Source organism: Desulfovibrio sp. DV (assembly GCF_001936595.1).
Lineage (GTDB): Bacteria > Desulfobacterota > Desulfovibrionia > Desulfovibrionales > Desulfovibrionaceae > Solidesulfovibrio.
Genome location: NZ_MLBG01000010.1, coordinates 1 through 20771, shown reverse-complemented (window position 1 = coordinate 20771; position 20771 = coordinate 1). Strand labels below are relative to the sequence as shown.

At 58.5% G+C, this 20771-nt stretch carries 25 protein-coding genes and 1 tRNA gene; 24 read left to right on the top strand and 2 right to left on the bottom strand.

The genetic code is table 11. The features are described from left to right. The first annotated feature begins 71 nt into the window (after nt 1–71). A complete protein-coding gene (locus DVDV_RS04380; RefSeq protein WP_075353491.1) occupies nt 72–1097 on the top strand; it encodes a rod shape-determining protein in 1026 nt (341 codons plus the stop codon). Nucleotides 1098–1117: 20 nt separating this feature from the next. Continuing rightward, on the top strand, nt 1118–1900 hold the full coding sequence (locus DVDV_RS04375; RefSeq protein WP_075353490.1) for an inositol monophosphatase family protein: 783 nt from the start codon (nt 1118–1120) through the stop codon (nt 1898–1900). A gap of 128 nt (nt 1901–2028) precedes the next feature. On the opposite strand, the gene DVDV_RS04370 is transcribed toward DVDV_RS04375, so the two are convergent. Beyond that, nucleotides 2029–2565: an NUDIX domain-containing protein gene (locus DVDV_RS04370; RefSeq protein WP_075353489.1), complete on the bottom strand. Its 537-nt coding sequence runs from the start codon at nt 2563–2565 to the stop codon at nt 2029–2031. Between the two features lie 47 nt (nt 2566–2612). On the opposite strand from DVDV_RS04370, the gene rimI reads away from it, so the two are divergent. The 18 genes from rimI to DVDV_RS22110 all read left to right on the top strand — a co-directional run bounded on the left by rimI (nt 2613) and on the right by DVDV_RS22110 (nt 14587). Further along, nucleotides 2613–3101 carry a ribosomal protein S18-alanine N-acetyltransferase gene (rimI, locus tag DVDV_RS04365; RefSeq protein ID WP_075353488.1) on the top strand — a complete coding sequence of 163 codons (489 nt, stop codon included), beginning with the start codon at nt 2613–2615 and terminating at the stop codon, nt 3099–3101. Between the two features lie 21 nt (nt 3102–3122). Next, complete coding sequence (pgk, locus tag DVDV_RS04360; RefSeq protein WP_075353487.1) at nt 3123–4325, top strand: phosphoglycerate kinase; 1203 nt, start codon at nt 3123–3125, stop codon at nt 4323–4325. Then, nucleotides 4322–5077, top strand: coding sequence for a triose-phosphate isomerase (gene tpiA, locus DVDV_RS04355; RefSeq protein ID WP_075353486.1), 756 nt, complete (start codon nt 4322–4324; stop codon nt 5075–5077). Before pgk ends, tpiA begins: the two co-directional genes overlap by 4 nt. A 42-nt stretch (nt 5078–5119) precedes the next feature. Beyond that, on the top strand, nt 5120–5512 hold the full coding sequence (gene secG / locus DVDV_RS04350; RefSeq protein WP_075353485.1) for a preprotein translocase subunit SecG: 393 nt from the start codon (nt 5120–5122) through the stop codon (nt 5510–5512). A gap of 10 nt (nt 5513–5522) precedes the next feature. Then, nucleotides 5523–5608 (top strand) — tRNA-Leu (locus tag DVDV_RS04345). Between the two features lie 214 nt (nt 5609–5822). Next, complete coding sequence (locus DVDV_RS04340) at nt 5823–7076, top strand: integrase arm-type DNA-binding domain-containing protein (protein WP_075353484.1); 1254 nt, start codon at nt 5823–5825, stop codon at nt 7074–7076. A gap of 114 nt (nt 7077–7190) precedes the next feature. Then, nucleotides 7191–7400 carry a hypothetical protein gene (locus tag DVDV_RS04335; RefSeq protein ID WP_075353483.1) on the top strand — a complete coding sequence of 70 codons (210 nt, stop codon included), beginning with the start codon at nt 7191–7193 and terminating at the stop codon, nt 7398–7400. A gap of 4 nt (nt 7401–7404) precedes the next feature. Continuing rightward, nucleotides 7405–7965: a hypothetical protein gene (locus DVDV_RS04330; protein ID WP_075353482.1), complete on the top strand. Its 561-nt coding sequence runs from the start codon at nt 7405–7407 to the stop codon at nt 7963–7965. After that, entirely contained in the window at nt 7958–8158 is a 201-nt protein-coding gene (locus tag DVDV_RS04325) for a hypothetical protein (RefSeq protein ID WP_075353481.1), read from the top strand. Before DVDV_RS04330 ends, DVDV_RS04325 begins: the two co-directional genes overlap by 8 nt. Nucleotides 8159–8268: 110 nt before the next feature. Next, nucleotides 8269–9159 carry a hypothetical protein gene (locus DVDV_RS22120; RefSeq protein WP_139311525.1) on the top strand — a complete coding sequence of 297 codons (891 nt, stop codon included), beginning with the start codon at nt 8269–8271 and terminating at the stop codon, nt 9157–9159. A 296-nt stretch (nt 9160–9455) separates the two neighbouring features. Further along, a complete protein-coding gene (locus tag DVDV_RS23875) occupies nt 9456–9665 on the top strand; it encodes an AlpA family phage regulatory protein (RefSeq protein WP_083634625.1) in 210 nt (69 codons plus the stop codon). 3 nt (nt 9666–9668) lie between these two features. Next, the gene (locus DVDV_RS04315) at nt 9669–10001 is read left to right on the top strand and encodes a helix-turn-helix domain-containing protein (RefSeq protein ID WP_083634623.1); all 333 of its coding nucleotides are present in this window, start codon (nt 9669–9671) and stop codon (nt 9999–10001) included. A gap of 40 nt (nt 10002–10041) precedes the next feature. After that, the gene (locus DVDV_RS04310; protein WP_254845248.1) at nt 10042–11895 is read left to right on the top strand and encodes an AAA family ATPase; all 1854 of its coding nucleotides are present in this window, start codon (nt 10042–10044) and stop codon (nt 11893–11895) included. 224 nt (nt 11896–12119) lie between these two features. Next, a complete protein-coding gene (locus tag DVDV_RS04305) occupies nt 12120–12614 on the top strand; it encodes a hypothetical protein (protein WP_075353480.1) in 495 nt (164 codons plus the stop codon). Further along, nucleotides 12611–13030, top strand: coding sequence for a hypothetical protein (locus DVDV_RS04300; protein WP_075353479.1), 420 nt, complete (start codon nt 12611–12613; stop codon nt 13028–13030). The genes DVDV_RS04305 and DVDV_RS04300 overlap by 4 nt, the downstream gene beginning before the upstream one ends. A gap of 9 nt (nt 13031–13039) precedes the next feature. Beyond that, nucleotides 13040–13360, top strand: a complete 321-nt coding sequence (locus tag DVDV_RS22115) for a hypothetical protein (protein WP_139311524.1) — start codon at nt 13040–13042, stop codon at nt 13358–13360. Beyond that, nucleotides 13353–13970, top strand: coding sequence for a hypothetical protein (locus DVDV_RS04295; protein WP_217694119.1), 618 nt, complete (start codon nt 13353–13355; stop codon nt 13968–13970). The genes DVDV_RS22115 and DVDV_RS04295 overlap by 8 nt, the downstream gene beginning before the upstream one ends. Nucleotides 13971–14113: 143 nt before the next feature. Next, nucleotides 14114–14587 carry a hypothetical protein gene (locus DVDV_RS22110; RefSeq protein ID WP_139311523.1) on the top strand — a complete coding sequence of 158 codons (474 nt, stop codon included), beginning with the start codon at nt 14114–14116 and terminating at the stop codon, nt 14585–14587. A gap of 1387 nt (nt 14588–15974) precedes the next feature. Here DVDV_RS22110 and DVDV_RS04290 read toward each other — a convergent pair. Beyond that, entirely contained in the window at nt 15975–16154 is a 180-nt protein-coding gene (locus tag DVDV_RS04290; RefSeq protein ID WP_139311522.1) for a hypothetical protein, read from the bottom strand. A gap of 176 nt (nt 16155–16330) precedes the next feature. Between DVDV_RS04290 and DVDV_RS04285 the strand changes: the two genes are divergently transcribed. The 4 genes from DVDV_RS04285 to DVDV_RS04270 all read left to right on the top strand — a co-directional run bounded on the left by DVDV_RS04285 (nt 16331) and on the right by DVDV_RS04270 (nt 20756). Further along, nucleotides 16331–17392, top strand: coding sequence for a helix-turn-helix domain-containing protein (locus tag DVDV_RS04285; RefSeq protein ID WP_075353477.1), 1062 nt, complete (start codon nt 16331–16333; stop codon nt 17390–17392). 4 nt (nt 17393–17396) lie between these two features. Further along, on the top strand, nt 17397–17906 hold the full coding sequence (locus DVDV_RS04280) for a hypothetical protein (protein ID WP_075353476.1): 510 nt from the start codon (nt 17397–17399) through the stop codon (nt 17904–17906). A gap of 546 nt (nt 17907–18452) precedes the next feature. Beyond that, on the top strand, nt 18453–20189 hold the full coding sequence (locus DVDV_RS04275; protein ID WP_083634621.1) for a site-specific integrase: 1737 nt from the start codon (nt 18453–18455) through the stop codon (nt 20187–20189). A gap of 93 nt (nt 20190–20282) precedes the next feature. Beyond that, nucleotides 20283–20756, top strand: coding sequence for a KilA-N domain-containing protein (locus DVDV_RS04270; protein WP_075353474.1), 474 nt, complete (start codon nt 20283–20285; stop codon nt 20754–20756). Nucleotides 20757–20771: the final 15 nt, after the last annotated feature.

The following is a 20771-nucleotide window of genomic DNA, read 5'->3' as shown; positions in this document are numbered from 1 at the left end:
ATCTACCATGGCCCAATTGTCGGGAACTGGGCCATGGTCCTTGGGTATCGAACGCCAACGCGGGTGTGGGCATGTTTTTCAAGAACTTTTTTCGTTTCCTCGGAAAAGACCTGGCCATGGATCTCGGTACGGCTAATACCTTGCTGTACACCTCGGCCGACGGCATCGTCCTGGCCGAGCCGTCGGTGGTGGCCATCGACACCCGCAGCGGTGAACTGATAGCCGTCGGCACCGAAGCCAAGGAATACCTTGGCCGCACCCCGGAACGCATCCGGGCGATTCGGCCCATGAAAGATGGCGTCATCGCCGATTTCGACGTCACCCGGGCCATGATCGCCTTTTTCGTCCGCAAGGTCCTGGCCGGCTTCCGCTTTGCCAAACCCAAGATGGTCATCTGCGTGCCCACCGGCATCACCCAGGTGGAAAAGCGCGCGGTTATCGAGTCGGCCCAGATGGCCGGGGCGCGCGACGTCAAGCTCGTGGAGGAACCCATGGCTGCGGCCATCGGGGCCGGGCTGCCCATCGACCGGCCTTCGGGCAACATGGTGGTGGACATCGGCGGCGGCACCACTGAAGTGGCCGTCATCTCCCTTTCGGCCATTGCCTATGCCGAATCCGTGCGGGTGGCCGGGGATGAGCTCAACGAAACCATCCAGCGCTTTGTCCAGGATGAATTTCAGGTGCTCATCGGCGAGAACATGGCCGAAGAGATCAAGATCCGCATCGGCTCGGCCATGCCCCTGCCCGAACCGCGCACCATGGAGGTTGCCGGCAAGTCGCTCATCGACGGCACGCCGACCACCGTCACCGTCACCGACACCCATGTGCGCGAGGCCATCCGCGAACCCGTCAACATCATTGTCAGCGCCGTCAGGAAGGCCCTGGAAAAGACGCCGCCCGAGCTGGTGGCCGACATTGCCCGAAACGGCCTGCTGCTGGCCGGCGGCGGGGCGCTTTTGGCCGGCCTTGACGAGCGCATAAGCCAGGACACCAACCTGTCCGTGCTCCTTGACGACGATCCGCTGACCACGGTCGTGCGCGGCACCGGCCGGGCCATGAGCGACCGGGTGCGCTTCAAGGATGTCTTTATCAACTGACCGGTCCGGCCGGGGGAATCATGGCGCAGGCGACACAGGAGCTTTTGGACCGGACCCGGGCCGCCGTCGAACTGGCCGGAGAGCGCATCCGGGCCGATTTCGGTTCGCCTCGGGAAGTGCGCCATAAAGGCCGCATCGATCTGGTCACGGCCACGGATCTGGCCGTGGAAGACCTGCTCAAGGAGTCGCTTGGCCGCATCCTGCCCGAAGCAGCCTTTCTGGCCGAAGAAACTGCCGCCAAAACCGTCCTGTCCGGCCTAACCTGGATCATCGACCCTCTCGACGGCACCACCAATTTCGCCCACGGTTTTCCCTTTGTCTGCACGTCGGTTGCCCTCTACGACGGCCAGACCCCGCTTGTCGGCTGCGTCAACGCCCCGATGCTTGGCCAGTGCTTCACGGCCGGACAGGGCCTTGGGGCCTTTTTAAATGACGTGCCCATCCATGTTTCCAACACGGACAGCCCCGAAGCCGCCCTGGTGGCCACGGGGTTTCCCTACGCCATTGTCGAAAATCTCGATGAGATCATGGCTGATGTCCGGGTGATGCTGGCCGCAACCCAGGGCATTCGCCGTCCCGGATCGGCCGCCCTGGATTTGGCCTATGTGGCGGCCGGGCGCTTTGATGCCTTTTACGAACTGGCGCTCAATCCCTGGGATGTGGCCGCCGGGGTGTTGCTGGTGGCCGAAGCCGGCGGCCGGGTGGGAAGCTATCGGCCGGCCGGACCCTATGCCCTGGGGGATTTTCGCATCCTGGCCAGCAACGGCGTCCTGCATGAGGCTCTGCTGGCCCTGCTGGACTGATTTTCCCCGCCAGCCGTTTCTTCGCTCTTCCCACCGTCGCAGCCACGCCTTCCCCCTTTTCCCCTTTGTAGGGGGCCGGGGGATCATCCCCCCGGACGCCGGAGGCATTTTTTCTCTTTCCCCTCCCGTTACAAAGCATGTGGGAACAACGTCTGTTTCTCATAGAAATGCACAACGGCCGGGGTGAGCCAATCGCGGTAGTCCCGCACCAGGGCGGCCAGTTCAGCTGCATCCACGAACATGCCGCCGGCCACCTCATCGGGATTGGGGCGGGGTTGTTCGCTTGTGCGTCCGGCGCTGTAGAGCGTGACGAATTCATAGGCCGTCTCCCGGCTGGCCGGGGCGGCGTCGAGCAGGGTCAGGGAGGGCGCGGCCAGCCCCAATTCCTCGGCCAGTTCCCGGACGGCAGCCTCGGTGCGGGCTTCGCCGGCCCGGACATGGCCGGTGGCCGAGAGGTCGAACCGTCCCGGGTAGAGGCTTTTATTGTGCCCGCGTTTTTGCAGATAGAGCCGCCCGTCGGGATCAAAGACCAGCACCATGACCGAGCGATGGAAAAGCCCTTGGCGATGGGCCTCGGTCAGGGGCATGACCATGAGCGGCCGGTCGTTGTGGTCAACGACATCCACGAGCTCGACCTGCGGCGCTGTCTGGGTCTTTTTCACCATATGCCGCCACCTCCTGCAAGCGGCCATACTGCCAGGGGATACAGGAAATGCAACCGCTGCCGCCTCTTTCCGATCCGGTGCGCCTTGGCCCGGCCGACGCCGGCCTGTTGGCCGGACTCGAAGCCATGACTTTTCCCGATGCCTGGGACGAGGCCGCCTTTGCCGCCGCCTTTGCCCGCCCGGTTTTTGCCGCCTTCGGCATCCGCCGGGAGGGGGGGCTGGCCGCCTACGCCACCTTCCATTTTCTGGGCGAGGAATTCGAAGTCATAAATATTGCGACCGATCCCGGGCTGCGTGGGAGGGGGCTGGCTTCACGCCTTTTCGGCCATGTCTTGCAACATACCGATAAAGCGGGCATGAATCAGGGGTATCTGGAAGTGCGCGCCGGCAATGTCCCGGCCAAAAAATTGTATCTTCGCCACGGCTTTGCCGTGGTTGGCGTGCGAAAACGCTATTATGCCGACACCGGGGAGGACGCCCTGGTCATGGTCCGGACAGCCGGACAGGAGCAGGCCGTCAGTTCGCCAACCCTGTAACGAAAGCGCCAAGGAGCACCCATGGCCCTTACCCGCATCGATACGATCGACATCGCCGGCAAAAAACTGCTGATCCGCGTGGATTACAACGTGCCGCTTCAGGGCGACGTCATCACCGACGATCTGCGCATCCGGGCGAGCCTGCCGACCATTGAATACGCCCTGTCCAAGGGCTGCTCACTCATTTTGTGTTCCCACCTCGGCAAGGCCAAGGGCGTTCCCGATCCCAAGTACTCTCTGGCTCCGACTGCCAAGCGCCTTTCGGAACTGCTTGAGCGCGAGGTGCGCATGGCCCCGGATTGTCTGGGTGAGGCCACCCGGGCCATGGCTGCTGCGCTCAAACCCGGCGAGATCCTCATGCTTGAGAATCTGCGCTTTCATCCCGGGGAGACTGCCGGCGACATGGACTTTGCCAAGGAAGTCATGTCCATGGCCGAGATCTATGTCTGCGACGCCTTTGGCACGGCCCACCGGCCCCATGCCTCCATGGTGGCCTTTGCCCAGGTCGCTTCCAAATGTTGCGCCGGCTTCCTGCTCATGAAGGAATGGCAGTTTCTGGGCGAGGCCGTGGAATCTCCCACCCGTCCCTTTGTGGCCGTTTCCGGCGGGGCCAAGGTGTCGTCCAAGCTCGGGGTGCTTAAAAACCTCCTGTCCAAAGTCGATGCCATGTGCATTGGCGGGGCCATGGCCAACACGTTTCTTGCGGCCATGGGCTATGGCATCGGCAAGTCGCTGGTTGAACCGGAACTTTTTGGTGCGGCCCTGGAGATCATGGATGAGGCAAAAAAACGCGGCGTGGGCTTTTACCTGCCTGTGGACTTCATTATTTCCAAGGATGCCGGCAAACCCATCAGCGAAATGCAGCCGGCCGGACAGGTGCCCTTTGCCGCCATTCCCGAGGACGCCGTGGTCCTGGACATCGGCCCAGTAACAGCCGGCCTGTTCGCCCTGGTCATGGATCCGGCCAAGACCGTGGTCTGGAACGGCCCTATGGGCGCGTTTGAAAATCCCGCCTTTGCCCAGGGGTCCTATACCGTGGCCCACATTGTGGCCGGGGTGCGGGGCCTCTCCATCGTTGGCGGCGGCGACACCGACGTGGTGGTGCATCAGGCCGGGCTGGCGGATAAGATGGCCTTTATTTCCACCGGCGGCGGCGCGTCCCTGGAATTTCTGGAAGGCAAGGAACTGCCCGCCTTCAAAGCCCTCAAGGAGTGCCAGTCATGAAAAAGCTGATGGCTGCCAACTGGAAGATGTACAAGCTTCGGGACGAGGCGGCGGCAACGGCTTCCGATCTGGTCGCGCGGTTGTCCGGCAAGCTTCCGGCCGACCGCGAGGTGCTGGTGATTCCGCCTTTCACGGCGCTTTGCGGTGTGGGCGGGGCCCTTGCCCAGGCCACGGGCTTTGCGCTCGGGGCGCAGAACTTCTATCCGTCGAAGCAGGGGGCCTTTACCGGCGAGATCGCGCCGGAGATGCTCACCGACGCCGGCTGCCGTTACGCCCTGGCCGGACACTCCGAACGCCGCCATATCCTTGGCGAGGACGACGCCATGGTCGGGCGCAAGGTGGCCTTTGGGCTGGCCTCGGGGCTGTCGATGATCCTGTGCGTCGGGGAGAAGGTCGAGGAACGCCAGGCCGGGGAGCTTGAGGCGGTGCTGGCCCGCCAGCTCACGGCCGGGCTGGCCGATGTTTCGGCCGATGTCGCACCCGAGGCCCTGGCTGTGGCCTATGAGCCGGTCTGGGCCATTGGCACGGGCCTTACGGCCGGTGCCGAGGAAGTGGCTGGGGCGCACGCAGTGGTGCGGGCGTTTCTGGTCCGGCGTTTCGGGGCGGGGGGAGAGAAAATCCGCATCCTGTATGGCGGCAGCGTGAAGCCTGGCAACGCCGGTCAGATTTTAGGGATTGACAATGTCGACGGAGTGCTGGTAGGTGGCGCAAGCCTTGACGCTGAGAGCTTTGCGGCGATTGTGACAGCTTAAAGAACTCGCGGCCATGTCCGTGAAAATAACGGGAAAAAACAGTTGACAACTCTCATCATTACTGTACATGTACTCGCCTGCGTGGCGGTCATCATCCTGGTCCTGCTTCAATCTGGCAAGGAAGGCATGGGGGTGATCTTCGGCGGCGGCAGCCAATCCGTCTTCGGCAGCACAGGTGCTGGCGGGTTGCTGGTCAAGCTGACGGCGCTTTTTGGAGCGATCTTTCTTATCACTTCGCTTGCCTTTAACGTCTATTCCGGCTCGCACCGGCGTCAGGCCAAATCGGTCATGATGGATGCGAGCGGTGTGCCGGTTCAGATTCCGGCGACTCCGGATGGCGCTGGCAAGGATGCGGAACCCAAGAAGGGCGTTACCTTCGAAGAGGTTCCGGCACCGGGAGCGAACGCTCCGGCCGGTGGGGCAGCGAAGCAGTAAGTTCATATTTGCCGAAGTGGTGGAACTGGTAGACACGCCATCTTGAGGGGGTGGTGGGCTATGCTCGTGGGGGTTCGAGTCCCCCCTTCGGCACCATATCACAGTCCAGGACGGTCCAATAAAGGCCGAAAACACCTGGAAACATTAACTAAGCCGGGCTAGAGATAGTCCGGCTTAGTCTTTTTACGTCCGTTGACATCCACTCTTTATGGGGTATTTGTCGGGGTACGCGAGCCGATGCGGAGATCGTTGGGGTACTTTGCCTCAATCCCGCATGGCGACATCACATTTCGATGTGAGGAAGTACCCCATGCCGAAAAAGACGATACCCCTAACGGACGTTGCCATCCGAAACGCCAAGGCCGCCGACAAGCCGGTGAAGATGTTCGACGGGGCCGGGCTGTTTCTCCAAGTTACCCCAACCGGCGGCAAGCTCTGGCGGTTCAAGTACCTCTTCGACGGCAAGGAAAAGCTGCTAGCGCTGGGCAAGTGGCCCGACGTGGGCTTGAAGATGGCCCGGCAGCGACGTGATGAAGCTCGCGCTCTGGTTGCCCAAGGTGTGGACCCGTCCGAAAAGCGCAAGCAGGACAGGACCGACGCCGAGGCCCAGGCCGCCGAAGACACGAATACCTTTGAGGTGGTCGCCAGGGATTGGCACGCCAAACAGGTGAAAGTGTGGAGCGAGGGGCACGCCGCCAAAGTCCTGGGGCGCATCGAACAGCATCTTTTCCCTGCCTTCGGCAGCATCCCTATTTCCACGCTACGCGCTCCCGCCATTCTGCCCACGCTTCGGGAGATCGAGGCCAAGGGCAATCACGAGACAGCCAAGCGCCTGCGGCAATACTGCGAGGCGGTTTTTACCTTCGCCATTTCCACGGGCATTGCCGAAAGAAACGTCGGCGCTGATCTACGTGGGGCGCTTGCTCCCTGTCGAGCTACAAACCGGCCAGCCATCATTGACCCCAAGGGTGTGGCGCAACTGCTGCGGGCCATAGACGGCTATCAGGGAAGCCCCGTCACGGTGGCGGCCTTGCGGCTGGCCCCGCTGGTATTTGTGCGCCCTGGTGAACTGCGGCAAGCGGAGTGGTCGGAGATCGACCTCGACGCAGCCGATGGCCCCCGCTGGTCCATTCCTGCCGAGAAGATGAAGATGCGCCGGGATCATGTCGTGCCGCTGTCGAAGCAGGCGGTGGAGATCATCACGGACTTGCACTCTTTGACCGGCCATGACCGCTATCTCTTCCCCTGCAACCGTACCAACGGCCGCTGCATGTCCAACATGGCGATGAATGCCGCCCTTCGGCGCATGGGCTATGAACAAGGGGAAATGTGCGCTCACGGCTTCCGAGCCATGGCTTCCACGCTTTTGAACGAGCTTTCGTGGTCCAGTGACCTTATCGAGCGGCAGCTTGCCCACGCCGAGCGCAATTCCATCAGAGCCGCCTACAACCGGGCCGAATATTTGCCCGAGCGCCGGAAAATGATGCAGGCATATTCCGACTATCTGGACCAGCTAAAGGCCGGCGCAAAGATTACGCCGCTTCACGCGACCGCCGGAGAATGACCACCACCATGGAGGAACCCGCCTGAAAGGGGCGGACCTTATAATGCGGCCCCGGTCGGTGGTACCAGCACCGGCCGAGGCCTATCACAACCGACCTGAAGAGGAGGTACGGCCATGACTGAGACGGCCTTACAGCATGGACAGAGGACCAGCAAGCGGCCCCGCTGCGCCATCTGCCGATGGAAGTTTGACAACGCCTGCCACAAGCGGGCACCTTTGATCGTCGCGGGACAGGTGGCCGGCGGAAACGGCCATGTCGGCATCTGGCCCGAAGTGCCGGCGGATAGCTGGTGCGGCGACTTTGCTTTCAAGGTGGAGGTATAGCGCCATGGATAGCAAGACCCACGAACTCAAGGACGCGTTGCTCGGCAGCCTCCAGACCGTAACCGACGCATTGAAAGGTGCCAAGGCCAAACTTGACGATGTGCAGACAGACGATGATGCGCGCCTTGCCGGGGAGGGAATCTTTGAATCTTTGACCAAGAGCCTGTTCAATGTGTCCTTGCTGGTCCATGCCAAAGATGAGGACGCCAAGAAATCTACCCCGCCTGTCGAGGAGCCGGGCTTACCTCACAAGGATAAGACGTACTTCGACCATGTGAGCGGGATTGCGGAGGAGGCCCTTTTGCCCCTCTGGTCACTCAAGGATATGCTTCTCGACATGGACATAATTGGAGATGCAAATCCGCTGATAGACCCTGTGCGCTTGGGGTCCATCATCGAATCTCTGTTGAAGCAGGCCGAAAGCCAGATCGACGCTGTGGACGATGCTTTTGAAAAGCACGTGGGGCGAGTCCGATTCGTTCGCGCCCAGGCAACCTACCCCGGGGCCTCAACCGGCACCATCTTGGCCGTGAAGTGGGAGCCGAAGGAGGCCGCCCATGTGTAGCTCCAACGCGAGAACGCTTGAAGACCATCTCTACCGCATTTCCTCGAAGATCATTTTCTTGAAGGACTATCTGCAAAGCACGGAAGCCCTGCCCGGTTTGGTGGATGTGGTGGAAGACTTGGCGGCCGAAGCTGAGACGGCCATCAACCTGTGTGAAGCCATGGGCGAAGCTGCCGAGGCTCCCCAGCCGTAGCCGGCGACCGCATAGACATTTCCCCGCCCTAGGGTAGCTCCCAAAAAGCCGGAACCCTACCGGCCTGGGCGGGGATTTCACTATAGGGATGAGCCGAGGGGGCTTGGAAGATGGAAGAAAAAGAAATTTCATTTGCCAACTATTATTTTTATTGGAAACAACAATATTCGTTGAGAAACAGAGACTATATAGCCAAAGTCGCCAGAGAAAAAGAATTCTTCGATATGTACAAAGAGAACTGGATGGATTTTTATAAGTTAAGAAGGCAAATCGATTTAAATATATATGGCCTTGGTGGAACAAAAAGAATTCTAGCAGGTGGCCAACAAACGTTGGACGGCCTTCGACGAATCCTAGGAAAGGATAAGTGTGATTTATTTTTAAAAACTGGTAAAGATGTAATAGTTCGTGACGAATTAAAATACAAATTTGACTTGAAATCTACAAAGTCACCGGAAGAAATGCTTGACGATATATTGACAAATGGAAAAATTGACAAACAACACCTAAACGTTTCGGATAATGTTCCGGACAGGTATGAATCGATATCCCATGAGGCGAACGAGGTGTGTTCACCAATTTCCAAGGCTAATGGGCTTAGGGATGCTGTCGTCACTATCGACACAAGCTTCGATATAGACATAATCACAAAAGAAATAACTTTAGTGTATTGGGAACGAAGAGTAACAATATTAATGTACGAAGCAATGGAAAAGGCAAAGCTAAATAATGATCACGACAATGATGCTTATAAAAAATACCTTTCAAGCGATTTTGAGCAAGTTTCAGCAATATGGAACCAATCCTTCTATGATGTTGCATGCTACAAAATCAACAAAAACTACAAAGATAAAGAAAAAAGGGGTTTTTCTGTTGACGATACACCAAGGGCAATAGGCATTTGGCTGTGGGACTATATTGAAAATACATATGGAGAGAAAAACCACCACAAGCCTATGCCGAAGCTATTAGAGTATTTAAAGATAAGTTTGACTATGTAAAGTTAGGCTATCAAGAAACCGAGAAAGGGACCTATCGAAATTGGTATCATCGGACAGCGGCTTGCATAGAGGCCTGTGACGTATTGAGCATAAAAGGTGACGGTCGAAAAAAGAAGACCAATGACTAGTCAGTTGGTAATCGTTTCTGACCCTCTTCCTCTTGGTCAGCGATACCAATGTATCGTGATCTAGTGTACTAACACCCCTTCGGCATTTTCTGGTTTCTACTGGTCATCCCGCCCACGGCCCGCAAGTCTCGCCGCGAGGGTGGTTCACTCCCAACCGGAGTATGCCAGTTGCAAATCGAGTATCAGAAACCCGAGCGTCTTCTCCGTCTCCCGCAGGTCTTAGACCGCATCCCCTACAAGCGTAGCCGTTTCCTCGACCTCGTGCGCCAAGGCGTGTTCCCCGCGCCTGTCCGCCTTCCTGGTGGACGTGCTGTGGCGTGGCCGGAAAGCGTAGTTGATGAACTGGTGGATCGGCTGGCGACCGGCAAGGGGGCGTAGGTCATGGAGAACGGAAAAGCCCCAACCGAAGCCAGCCAGGGCGTGGAAAAAGGGATTGTCTGCGACGACAAGCCCATCCTGCACAGCCCTACCGAAAATGGCAACGACAATTCCGCATCTGCCCAGCGGTCCCGGCTGCTGGCCGCCCTCATCAAAGGCCCCGTCTCCACCCTCAAAGCCCGTAGAGAATATGACATCCTTCACCCGGCCGCCCGCGTGCAGGAGCTACGCAATCGCGGCCACCTGATTGATACCGTCTGGACCGACGACGTTACGGCAGAAGGCAACGTGCATCGCGTCGCACTTTATCTCTATCGCGGAAAGGCGGGAGCATAGCATGGACGCTGCCCCTCATTCCCCCCGAATGGAGACGCCGATGCCGCCGCTTATCATATCCGTGCAAAAAGCCGTGGAATCCCTGACCGCCGCCATGGAGGGCAACGGCGTCATTCCCGGCGAGGTTGTCCTCGACGGCCGAATTCATCGCTGTGGTACGGCTGACAAACCGCATGGCCTTAATGGCTGGTACATCGCACACGGTGATGATCCGGTGTCCGCTGCCTACGGCGACTGGCGAACCAGCGAGAGCTTCAAGTTCTGCGCCAAGGGCGACCGCGAGTTGACGACCGAGGAACGCGCCCGCCTCAAGGCCCGGTATGCCGCCGAGAAAAAGCGCCGCCAGGAAGATGAAGCCAAGCGCCAGGGCGAGGCCCGTGTCGAAGCAAAGCGCATCCTGGCCGCGACCATGCCGGCCCCCAGCGACCACGGATATCTGGTCCGCAAGGGCGTTGCCCCGGTGGGGGACATCCGCATTGCCGACGACGGGCGGCTGGTGGTTCCGGTCCTCGACGCCAAGGGCGCGGTTATGTCGCTCCAATTCATCGGCTTGGAGGGCGATAAGCTCTTTCTCGCGGGCGGAAAGCTCAAAGGTGGGTATTCCCCCATCCTCGCCGCCAATGGAGAGAAAAAGGGCCGCCTTTACGTCTGCGAGGGTTACGCGACCGGGGCGACGATCCACGCCGCGACCGGGGCGGCCGTGCTGGTGGCGTTCAACTGCGGCAACCTCTTGGCCGTGGCGGAAATGGCCCGAGCGCAATACCCGGATCGGGAAATCATCATCTGCGCCGACGACGACGCCAAGACCGCCGGCAACCCCGGCCTGTCGAAAGCGACCGAGGCGGCCGTCGCGGTCAAAGCGCTATTGGCCGTTCCCAGGTTCACGGACCCGACCGGCGGGACTGACTTCAACGACATGGCCCAGGCGTCGGGCCTGGAGGCGGTCAAGGCGGCACTGGAGGCGGCCGAAGCCCCGGGGGCGACCGACGCAAAGACCGACAAGCCGGGGCTGGTAATCTTCGACATCCGCGATTTCCTGGCCTTGGACATAAAGCCCCGCGAGTACGTCATATCGCCGGTCATCCCGTGCCAGGGGCTTGTCATGCTCTATGCCATGCGTGGCATCGGCAAGACGCACTTCGCGTTGCATCTGTCCTACGCGGTTGCAACGGGGCAAATGGTCTTCCGTTGGCAAGCGGTCACTCCACGGCGCGTCCTGTACCTGGACGGGGAAATGCCGGCGAACGCGATGCAGGAACGGCTGGCCGGAATCGTCGCCAGCTATGCAAAGGAACCGCTGCCGGGATTCATGCAGATTATCACGCCGGACACGCAACCGCTGGCAATGCCAAACCTCGCCACGCCGGAAGGACAGGCGGCCCTGGCTCCCTGCCTGGAGGGGGTGGAGCTGCTTGTCGTGGATAATCTCGCCACGCTCTGCCGCGCCGGCCGGGAGAACGAGGCCGAGGGCTGGCTCCCGGTTCAGGAGTGGATTCTCGCACTCCGTCGCCGGGGCATATCGGTACTGCTGGTTCACCATGCCAACAAGAGCGGCGGGCAACGCGGTACGTCCAGCCGGGAGGACGTTCTCGATACCGTCATCAGTTTGCGCCGGCCCCAGGACTACCGGCCCGAGGAAGGAGCGCGTTTCGAGGTCCACCTCGAAAAAGCCCGGGGCATCATCGGAGACGACGCCAAGCCATTTGAGGCCAAGCTCATGCAAGATGGCGATGCCATGGCCTGGGCCTGCCGCGACATCGAGGACGTGCAGCTTGAAACGGTGCGTCAACTCCATGCCGAAAAAATGTCCATCCGGGACATTGCCGAGGAAACCGGCATCCCGAAAAGCACGGTCCAGCGGATGGTCAAAAAGCTGGGTGGGGGTGTGTCATGAGCACGCCCGAAATCGCTTTGACCCAAGGTGTCCCACTGTCCCAGCTACTAGGGCGTGGGACAGTGGGACAGTCAAAGAATAATGGGACACCCACTGGGACAGCACGTGGGACAGTCTCTTTAAAGTCCTTGGCAAACAGGGTGTTACAACGGTCAAAAGTGGGACAGTGCTTGGGACAGTCCGTGGGACAGTGCCCGAAAAAGTGTCCCACGGGGGTGGAGGGCGTGGGACAGCAAAACGGGGCTGTCCCGCTCCCTGTCCCGGCCGATTTTTCGACCGGCTTGGAGTGGATCGTCTGGCCTGCCGATGATGCCGCCCCCGACTTCGACGCAAGGTGGGCCGCCTTCGACTTGGCCGACGTGTGCCGCCTCTACGGCGTGTGCGTGGTCCGTGTCGGCAAGCGCGTCCTCGCCATCTATCCCCCGGCGCTGGAACCGGAGTTGGTGGCCTATACCGGATCACTCTTGGCCGAAGCCCAGGACTACCTTTCCGCCAACATGGACCGCTTGCCAATCCTGACCCAGGCCCAGGCCGTGGAAATCGTCTTGGACATCATGCGGGCGCACAAGAGGCTTCGGTTTTGCCGAGGCGACGGTGGGAGCCGGTGGCCGGTTTATCCCCGGGAATGGAGCGCCGGGCAACGGGCGACGGTTCAAACTCTTTGGTTTGCGGCCGGCGATGCCCTGGACAGAGACGAATTTAGGGAGATCGACCAATGACAAGTTTCCCCTGTCCCGCCTGCGGCGGCGACGCCGTTCTCTGCATCTGTGACGCTCTGCCGGAAGAAGACCAACACCGCTTGGTCGATGCCCTGCAATACGAGTTCCGCGACGTAGATCACGCCGTCGATGTGGCTATCAAAAACAGCGAGGCCCGCAATCTGCTCCATGTGGCGGCCTTTGAGTACGTGCTCGAAAATGGATCTGACGACGTGCGCGAGGCCATCCGGTCGGCCTTCCAAAAGACCTTTGGCGTCAAGGCCGATGCCTACGGCCCGAATGGCGAAAGGTATTTCTCCATCGAGACGGTGGCCCAGGTTTTGGGCCTATCCGTGGAAGAGGCACAAGAAAAGGCCCTACGCTGGTTGGGACCGGATGCTTTGAACCAACGCGACGACATCAGCATGGTGCAGTGAGGGGGAGCAATGAGCATATGCCATGCCTGCGGGCAAGAAAAAAAGACGGCTGATAGCTGCGGCGGTAAGATCATCTTCGTGGGCGGCCTGCCATTCGACCGGATCACATTCGGCCATGAGCATGGGGACCGCTGGCAAGAGTTTGACCGCTGCCCCGAGTGCGGCGTCGCACGTGGCGGCCTGCATCATCCTGGCTGCGACCTCGAACAATGTCCAAGGTGCGGCCGGCAGTACATCACATGCGATTGCGTGGGCGGCAGCGACGACGTGACCAATTCCGTGGCTGCGGCCTTGCACCATGCTGGTGAAGAAGGTGGCCGCCATGAATAAGCGTCTCCCCCTCATCCCGACCGATCCCGAAGCCGCCGTCGAGGCTCAGGCCATTGCCGAACTGGAAGCCCTCGACCGCAAGTTGCAGCGCAAGAAATCGCAAGACCGGGCTACTGTGCCTGATAATGCAGGGCGAAAGCAGACAGGCCGCCCCGTCGCCTTCATCGGCATTGACCCCGGAGCTACCGGCTGCGCTGCCTTGGTCCATGATGCCGGCCACGAGTTGATGGACTGGCCCGGCGACCCTGCGCTTGTTGTCCCCAGGCTGGCCGACTGGCTTGCCCGGTTCGACGTGCGCCTCGCTGCACTGGAGAAGGTCCACGCCATGCCCGGTCAAGGCACCGTCTCCATGTTCAGCTTCGGCCAGAACGTCGGCACATGGCACGGCATCCTTGCTGCCCTCGCCATCCCCTACGTATCGCCTCGCCCCCAGGACTGGCAACGTGGTCTGGTGGACAAGAAGGCAGGCAAGGACACGAAGGCCGCATCGCTGGCAACAGCAAGGCGGTTGTTCCCCGACGCTGCCCTCGGCCGGAAGAAGGATCACGGCCGTGCGGATGCTTTGCTTCTGGCATGGTGGGCGAGACGCCAGGGAATCGGAAGCGGGTAGCCCCCCCCCGTGGGGTCCAATAAGTTTGGACAGGGGAGCAAGGGATAACCCCCCGGCTATGCCCCCCATGAAGCGCATGGGTCCCCTGTGCTGTAGTACCTGCTCCAAGAATTTTTTCTGATTTCCACATGGAGGAAGTCACCATGCCCAAGAAATCAACGCCAGCCGTTCCTGGTTACGACGGCCCCCGGAAGACCGCCTTGGAATCCATCCGCATGTTCTGCGTTCAGTGCATGGGCGGTAGCCCTTCGCTGGTGCCGGAATGCCCGTCCTCGGATTGCGCCTTTTACGCCTACAGATCAGGAGTCATCGCGGACGGCGCATCCCGGCGGCTGTTGCGGGTCATCAAGGACTATTGCGCAGCCTGCGCCCCCGAAGGCGACGTGCCCCGCTGCACTGCTGGCAAATGCTATTTGTCCTTGCCCCCGTGCCCGGTCTGGCCCTTCCGCCGGGGTGTGTCGCCGTACTACTCGGCCAAGACCCGGGAACAGCGACGGGCGCGGGCTATTTCTCTGTTCGGTAGCGCCACACAGGAGGCCGATAGTGCCCCAGGATTTAGCGAAACCATCCCGACCCATACTTCGGCCCAGCCGGTCGGAACCGGCGAGGCGTTGTGAAAGAAAATTGCCCCTCGACCACGCGCTTGTCCTCGCTGCAAAAAAGCATCCTGGCCTTAGCCCTGAAAATGGGCGGCAGTGTCAGACGCCGGGATATTCTCATGCTTGTGTATGGATTTCCCCGGACCCGGGAGTGCTTGCGGAACTACTTCTCCCCGGGGGATGTGGGACCGAAATACAAGGCCGCAACCGTCGCTCTGTCAAACTCCATCACAAGGTTGGAGGCGCGAGGGCTGGTGGTACGAAAGCCATATACCGGGGTGCATCTGACGCCGGCCGGAAGGAAAGTTGCCAAGGCGCTGGGTAGTGCCACGGTTAGTAAACGGACATGTACGCGCGCGGGCGCGTGCGCGTAAGAAATGAACCGACAACATGACACAGTGACTTGATGTGTCATCCAGTTGGCCCGAAAAATACGGACAAATACGGCTATCAACCTGCGGCGAAGATTCCGTCGAGGTCCAGGCAAGAACAGGTGTATTAAACAAATACGATATACAGGCGGCCTGTCTCCGGTTGGAGGTGGGCCGCTTCCTGGTTCTGTAAGTGGTTCGGGTGCAGCAGATGCACGGGTATGGTCTTCGCCCAGGTGGTCACGAAAACTCACGTTGGCGGGTGTGGCCTGATTCAGAAAAGTTCAGTCGCCGGCCATGGTGTCGGACCTCACAAAAACTCACATTGCCGCCCACGGTGTCGGACCTGAAAAAACCTGAAGTCGGCCGCATGTGGGCAGGCCGGCTACTTGGGAAAACTTGTGTCCGGCGCTGGCGTCGTATTGATAAATATTGAGATAGCCACGCCCGCTTTCGCCTCCCCCGAGGTCAGACCGCGGGTAAGCAATAGTCAGAAAAAGCCGATCTGCCGATGGTGCGGGAACCTCTTAAAACCTGTTGTCTGGTTCGCAGTTCACGCCCTGGTTCGCAGAAATTCCTTCGCGAGAGAGTGCGCACCGCGAAAAGCAAACCGCGCAAGCCCATGCCCTTGGAAGCCAGGAAGGACGAGGCTTCCCGTCGTCGGGTGTGCGATGTTGCGCGGTTTTGTGCGCGGCATTCCCCTCGCGCGCGAGTGCGCACCTCCCGGGACAAGTTGCCAGGGGGGTTGCCAGTGATCTTTCACGCGAGGGGTGGCAACCGGCTGGTGGTTACCAGGATGGTTACCAGGATTCCCCCGCGCGAGAAGTGGATATTCCCGCTGCCGCCTTCGGTCTTGGAGAGCATATTTTTTGTCTTGTCCCATCGCTGTCCCACTGTCCCAACCCTATAGCGTGGGACAGTGGGACAAAGCCCGCAAACCAAGCACTGGCGCGGGTTAAACCTGTCCCACGGGGATAGGACGCGTGGGACAAGATTTCAGGACTTTTTCGACCGGGAAAAAGGGGTGGTCTGGGTCAACCCGTCCGTAAGGCCACATACTCCAAGACCAGTTCCCGCATGTGGTAAAATGACGGCGCGTCCAGCCCTCGCTGGTGAAGCTCCCGGGCTTGGTCAAGAAGGCCAGCCTTTCGCAATGCGGCGACGGCTGCGAGGTGGAACTCGTACATGTCCCAGCCGGGGAGAATGGTAAGCATCGGTTTCGCCATGTCGGGCTGGTAGCAGGCCGAGGCCGGGCTTGTCATCCTGGCCGGGCTGCCGGGGCTGGTAATATCGCCTCATGGGGAGTTTGAAGATGCCCTGGGACTGAAATCCTTTGTTTACATTTTCCCCATTTCAGGAGTATTTTGTAAAGCAGACAGTAGGGGGACGCATGAATGCTGAGAGACTAAAACTAGCCCGAAAACGTGTAGGGCTGTCATTACGGGCTCTGGCGGATAAGACTGGTGGTATCGTTTCTGCTCAAGGAATTGGACACTACGAGTCCGGCAGAAGCCGACCCGGCTCCCAAATCCTAATTGCTCTTTCCAAAGCTCTAGACGTTGCCCCCTCCTTCCTGATGTCGGCATCAGGCATTCGTCTCGGCCGTCTTGATTTTCGAAAAAAGTCGATCACTAAAGCGAGCGAACGCGCTGCGGTCCAAGCGGAAATCCTTGATGTTCTAGAGCGGTACCTGATCATTGAGGAGATCGTGGGTGCTCCGGAGACTGCGTGGAAATTGCCCGAAGGATTCCCTCTCCGGGTTGAGACCCTGGAGGACGCTGAGCACGCGGCTGAAGAGTTGCGCGTGGCTTGGGATTTGGGCCACGATCCTATCCCAGACATGGTCGAACTCATGGAGGAGCATGGTATCAAGGTTGTGATCCGCGATCTTCCTGATTCTGTCGATGGCATTACCTGCGAGGTAGAACGGCAAGGTTATTCGCCTGTAAGGGCAGTTGCATGTAATAAGTCCAAGGGGATTGAGCGTCGCCGTTTAACTCTTGCTCACGAGTTAGGGCATGCTGTCCTCGACATTGCTGGGGACATTAAAGAAGAAAAGGCCTGTCAGCGATTTGCAGGTGCATTCTTGGCACCTGCGGTAGCTGTTCGTCGAGAGTTTGGGGAAGATCGCAGCTGCTTGGCACTCGCAGAGTTGATGCTTGTAAAACGGCTCCTCGGGATAAGTGCATCGGCATTAGTTTATCGTCTCAAGGACTTAAAAATCATCCCTGGACACGAATACGAAAGGTTTAGCATGAGTCCGCAGGGTCGTTCATGGCGCAAAATTGAACCGGAGCCGCTTGCCTGTGAGGACTGTAACGAAAAGCCCAACAGATTTCTTCGTCTGGTCTTGCGCGCCCTCGCTGAAGAGATGATTTCACTTTCAAAAGCTTCTGAGCTGCTTGGTATGTCGGTACAAGATGTTCGTCTCAAACTGGTTGGTACCGAATAAAACAATGCTTATACTTGTCAGTGACACTTCAATCCTCATAGAGTTTGACGCACATAACATCCTTAAACATCTTTTTAAATTGCCACATGAGATCGTAATTCCTGACCTATTGTATGAAAATGAGTTAATTACATTGGCGTCATGCAGCAAAGACAATCTGTTGGACTGGGGGCTTCGAGTTGAAAGCTTGGATGCCGACGAGATGGCGATTGCGGAATTTTTCCAGATGAAAGCCAAAGGATTGAGTGGTCCAGATTGTGTAGCCCTTGCCCTGGCGGCAAAGCGTGAATGGCATCTTCTGTCCGGTGATGGGTTGATGAGGAAATTTGCAGAACGGGAAAAAATACCGTGCAATGGAACCCTTTGGTTACTGGACCGGATGCTGGAGGAATCGATCCTCACACAGGAGGAGTACCGCCTTACTCTTTTGGCCCTCCTCAATGACCCCGTCTGCCGCCTCCCCTCCCATCTGATAGAGGCCAAGCTTTCCTCAGAAGCGCCCCGAGGTTTATAATCCTGGCCGTGCTGCCGAGGCCCTTAGCGATGCTGTAGCCCCCCAGGTGGTCGGCATGGGGCAAAGGTCATGGCTGGGGCTGGCGTCGATCCTGGGAAGGATATGGGGCTGTGGGCCGGGGTGGCTGGCGTCAGAACTTACACCAAACTTACACATAAAAAAGGGTGGCGCGGCTGACAATCGGCTGACACCTGAAAAAGCGCCGGAAGTGCTACGGGAGTGCTACACCTAAAAAAGGCCGGGCATCGACATGGTGGCCGGGTGCCAATTGCCGAAATATCGTCAACTCGTGGCGCGGGCCTGGATCGGGGCGACGGCGGCTTGCTCACCGTGTACGAAAATCAGACACGGTGGTGGCGATGGGTAGGGGAGGGGAAGCGGTCCAGGGAATTATTTTGGGGGTATATTTCGGGGTATGCAAAAAATATAATTTATCTTTCTCTGTAATTACTAAGCAATAGAGCTAAATTTCGAGTCCCCCCTTCGCACCATACATCTGGAAAAGGCTGGGATAACGTCCCGGCCTTTTTCTTTTTCTTTCTCGGGATGTTTCGTTCTTTTCACCGGCCAACCCGTCATTTGGGTGATTGGTACGAACTGCTGGTCCGAATCGCTGGTACGGACCAAGGGCAGGGTATTTCAGTGGCTGGTCGCGCTCCCTCGTATCTGGTGTCCCGTGCGGGCACCGTTCATTTCCGATTTTGTCTTCCTGCTGATCTTCGCCCACGTCTTGGGCGCACTGAACTGCGAATGTCTCTGGGGACTGGACGACTGCGAGAAGCGAGGGTTAAAGCCCTTGCCCTGGCTGTCGTCGTGTTTGCGTTCGTCAACGAATTGAGGGCTGGAAAAATGTCTGAGTTGAGCAGTGACGCCGTTTACGAGCTTGTTCATAAGGAACTGGTCCGCATCCTTGAGCAGGACAGACTTAACAGGATTCGAGACCCCTGGTCGTATAAATTCACCGTCGATCTCCCGAAGCCTGATGGTCCGTATGATGAGCTTGTGCCAATCGATGATCCAGACGAAGGGCAAATGATTCTGGACGGGCTTGTCAGAGAGAAGCGGTGGACGCACATGTCTAAGCCCGTTAGGGACTTGCTGGTAGAGAACAAGGCCGATGTTTCGCCCTGGGAACCAGAGTTCAGCGAGGCCTGCTACAATTACACCCAAGGGCTGGCTCTTGCCCTGGACGTCATTCGACGCAGGAGCGACGGGGATATTGAGTACAATATCGAACCATTTTCCAGCCCCGCCCCTGTCGTTCAACAGGTTGATGCCCCAGTCGTCTCTATTGATGGGCGCAAGTTGTCAGATGTTATCGCTTTGTATGTCCAGGAAAAGACTGTTTCGGATGCCTGGGGCGAACGGACGCGGTTGGAGTACCCGAGGAAAATAGCCACATTGACTGAATTGATGGGCGATGCCGAAATATCAGCGGTGAATCACGAGTTCGCCAGGACGTACAAGGAACGGCTATTGGCCCATGTCAGCAAAGGGAAGAACCTGTCTCCAAGGACGATAAACAACTTGATCCAGGCTGCATCTGGGTTGTTCGACTATGCCGAGCGGCATGGCTACGTTGATAAGAACGTGTTTCACCGGTTATCTATGCCAGAAAAGCGCAGCGCACGGGATGAGAGAGACATGTTTTCCAGTGATGACCTCGCCATCATGTTCGGTAAGGGCTATCCTGGGGACAGGATGAAGGAGCCATGGCCGTTTTGGATTCCATTGCTCGGACTCTATACGGGCGCTAGGATCGAAGAACTGTCACAACTACACGTTGATGACGTTAAGCGTATTGGCGGCTTGCTGGTCATCGACATCAATGACAACGCTGAGGATAAAAGGGTTAAGACGGCGACAAGCAAACGCATTGTCCCGGTTCACCCGTTTATTGATGAAGACCTGGGCTTCAGTCGTTACGTTGATGGAGTCAGGCGGTCAGGAGTTGTTAGAGTGTTTCCAGCATTGAATAGGGTCAATTTCAAGTATGGACATTCGGTGTCAACATGGTTCGGCAAGTACGTCAAGCGGGTTGGTATCGCTGGTGCGAAGTCGTTTCACAGCTTTCGTCACACGTTTACGACCAATCTGATACACAAAGAAGTTCCCGTCCAAGTTGTTGACTGGCTGACCGGACATGCGACACAAGGCGAGACGGCGGGACGATATACAAAGTTGCCGACTGATCCGGCTATGCTGATGCCGCATGTGCTCAAGCTGGATTTCGGCGTTGATCTCTCGTACTTGAAGGAGTCTCGGTTTGCAATAAAGGGATGACGTCCTACCTCCGCCTACGCCCACTGGAAGGCTGCTGTTGCCTATGCTCGGCGTCTGGGTCTTGAGGTCAGCGTTACTTTCAACCATCCGGCCGTGCTGAAGCCTGCCGCACCGATCTTCAACCTTCCGGCCATTCGTAAGCCGGTCCAAGTCCAGCCGGTTGAACAGGCCCCGTTCAAGACCCTGCCGGCGAAGTTCCTGATTGGCGACAAGCTGGTGGCCACGAATGCTGACGGGCTTATCAGTCTGACGGATTTGTGGAAGGCGGCGGGAGGTGAATTGAAGGATCGTCCCAAGAACTGGATTCGGAGCGCCGGCCCGAGGGATTTCATCAATCACCTTGCGGCCAAAAGTGGAGGGCCAAAAACGGCCCTCATCCACGTCAAGCACGGCGTCGGAACCTTCGCCCACTGGCAGATTGCCCTGGCCTATGCCAAGTGGCTCTCCCCTGAACTGCACATGCAGGTCAACGAAGTCTTCATGCGGTACAAGACCGGAGACGCGACCCTGGCCGAAGAGGTGATTGACAAGGTCGCTGCTATATACTTATTGAAACTATTCAATTAAACGATATAATGACGG

Excerpts from the sequence above, each read along its gene's own strand:
- DVDV_RS04295 (WP_217694119.1), top strand. The coding sequence starts at position 13,353 with ATGAATAAGCGTCTCCCCCTCATCCCGACCGATCCCGAAGCCGCCGTC.
- DVDV_RS04285 (WP_075353477.1), top strand. The coding sequence starts at position 16,331 with ATGAATGCTGAGAGACTAAAACTAGCCCGAAAACGTGTAGGGCTGTCA.
- DVDV_RS04340 (WP_075353484.1), top strand. The coding sequence starts at position 5,823 with ATGCCGAAAAAGACGATACCCCTAACGGACGTTGCCATCCGAAACGCC.
- DVDV_RS22110 (WP_139311523.1), top strand. The coding sequence starts at position 14,114 with ATGCCCAAGAAATCAACGCCAGCCGTTCCTGGTTACGACGGCCCCCGG.
- DVDV_RS04310 (WP_254845248.1), top strand. The coding sequence starts at position 10,042 with ATGCCGCCGCTTATCATATCCGTGCAAAAAGCCGTGGAATCCCTGACC.
- DVDV_RS22120 (WP_139311525.1), top strand. The coding sequence starts at position 8,269 with ATGGAAGAAAAAGAAATTTCATTTGCCAACTATTATTTTTATTGGAAA.
- DVDV_RS04335 (WP_075353483.1), top strand. The coding sequence starts at position 7,191 with ATGACTGAGACGGCCTTACAGCATGGACAGAGGACCAGCAAGCGGCCC.
- DVDV_RS04370 (WP_075353489.1), bottom strand. The coding sequence starts at position 2,565 with ATGGTGAAAAAGACCCAGACAGCGCCGCAGGTCGAGCTCGTGGATGTC.
- DVDV_RS04290 (WP_139311522.1), bottom strand. The coding sequence starts at position 16,154 with ATGCTTACCATTCTCCCCGGCTGGGACATGTACGAGTTCCACCTCGCA.
- DVDV_RS04300 (WP_075353479.1), top strand. The coding sequence starts at position 12,611 with ATGACAAGTTTCCCCTGTCCCGCCTGCGGCGGCGACGCCGTTCTCTGC.
- DVDV_RS04325 (WP_075353481.1), top strand. The coding sequence starts at position 7,958 with ATGTGTAGCTCCAACGCGAGAACGCTTGAAGACCATCTCTACCGCATT.
- DVDV_RS04315 (WP_083634623.1), top strand. The coding sequence starts at position 9,669 with ATGGAGAACGGAAAAGCCCCAACCGAAGCCAGCCAGGGCGTGGAAAAA.
- DVDV_RS04375 (WP_075353490.1), top strand. The coding sequence starts at position 1,118 with ATGGCGCAGGCGACACAGGAGCTTTTGGACCGGACCCGGGCCGCCGTC.
- tpiA (WP_075353486.1), top strand. The coding sequence starts at position 4,322 with ATGAAAAAGCTGATGGCTGCCAACTGGAAGATGTACAAGCTTCGGGAC.
- DVDV_RS04275 (WP_083634621.1), top strand. The coding sequence starts at position 18,453 with ATGTTTCGTTCTTTTCACCGGCCAACCCGTCATTTGGGTGATTGGTAC.
- rimI (WP_075353488.1), top strand. The coding sequence starts at position 2,613 with ATGCAACCGCTGCCGCCTCTTTCCGATCCGGTGCGCCTTGGCCCGGCC.
- DVDV_RS04330 (WP_075353482.1), top strand. The coding sequence starts at position 7,405 with ATGGATAGCAAGACCCACGAACTCAAGGACGCGTTGCTCGGCAGCCTC.
- DVDV_RS04280 (WP_075353476.1), top strand. The coding sequence starts at position 17,397 with ATGCTTATACTTGTCAGTGACACTTCAATCCTCATAGAGTTTGACGCA.
- DVDV_RS04380 (WP_075353491.1), top strand. The coding sequence starts at position 72 with ATGTTTTTCAAGAACTTTTTTCGTTTCCTCGGAAAAGACCTGGCCATG.
- DVDV_RS22115 (WP_139311524.1), top strand. The coding sequence starts at position 13,040 with ATGAGCATATGCCATGCCTGCGGGCAAGAAAAAAAGACGGCTGATAGC.
- pgk (WP_075353487.1), top strand. The coding sequence starts at position 3,123 with ATGGCCCTTACCCGCATCGATACGATCGACATCGCCGGCAAAAAACTG.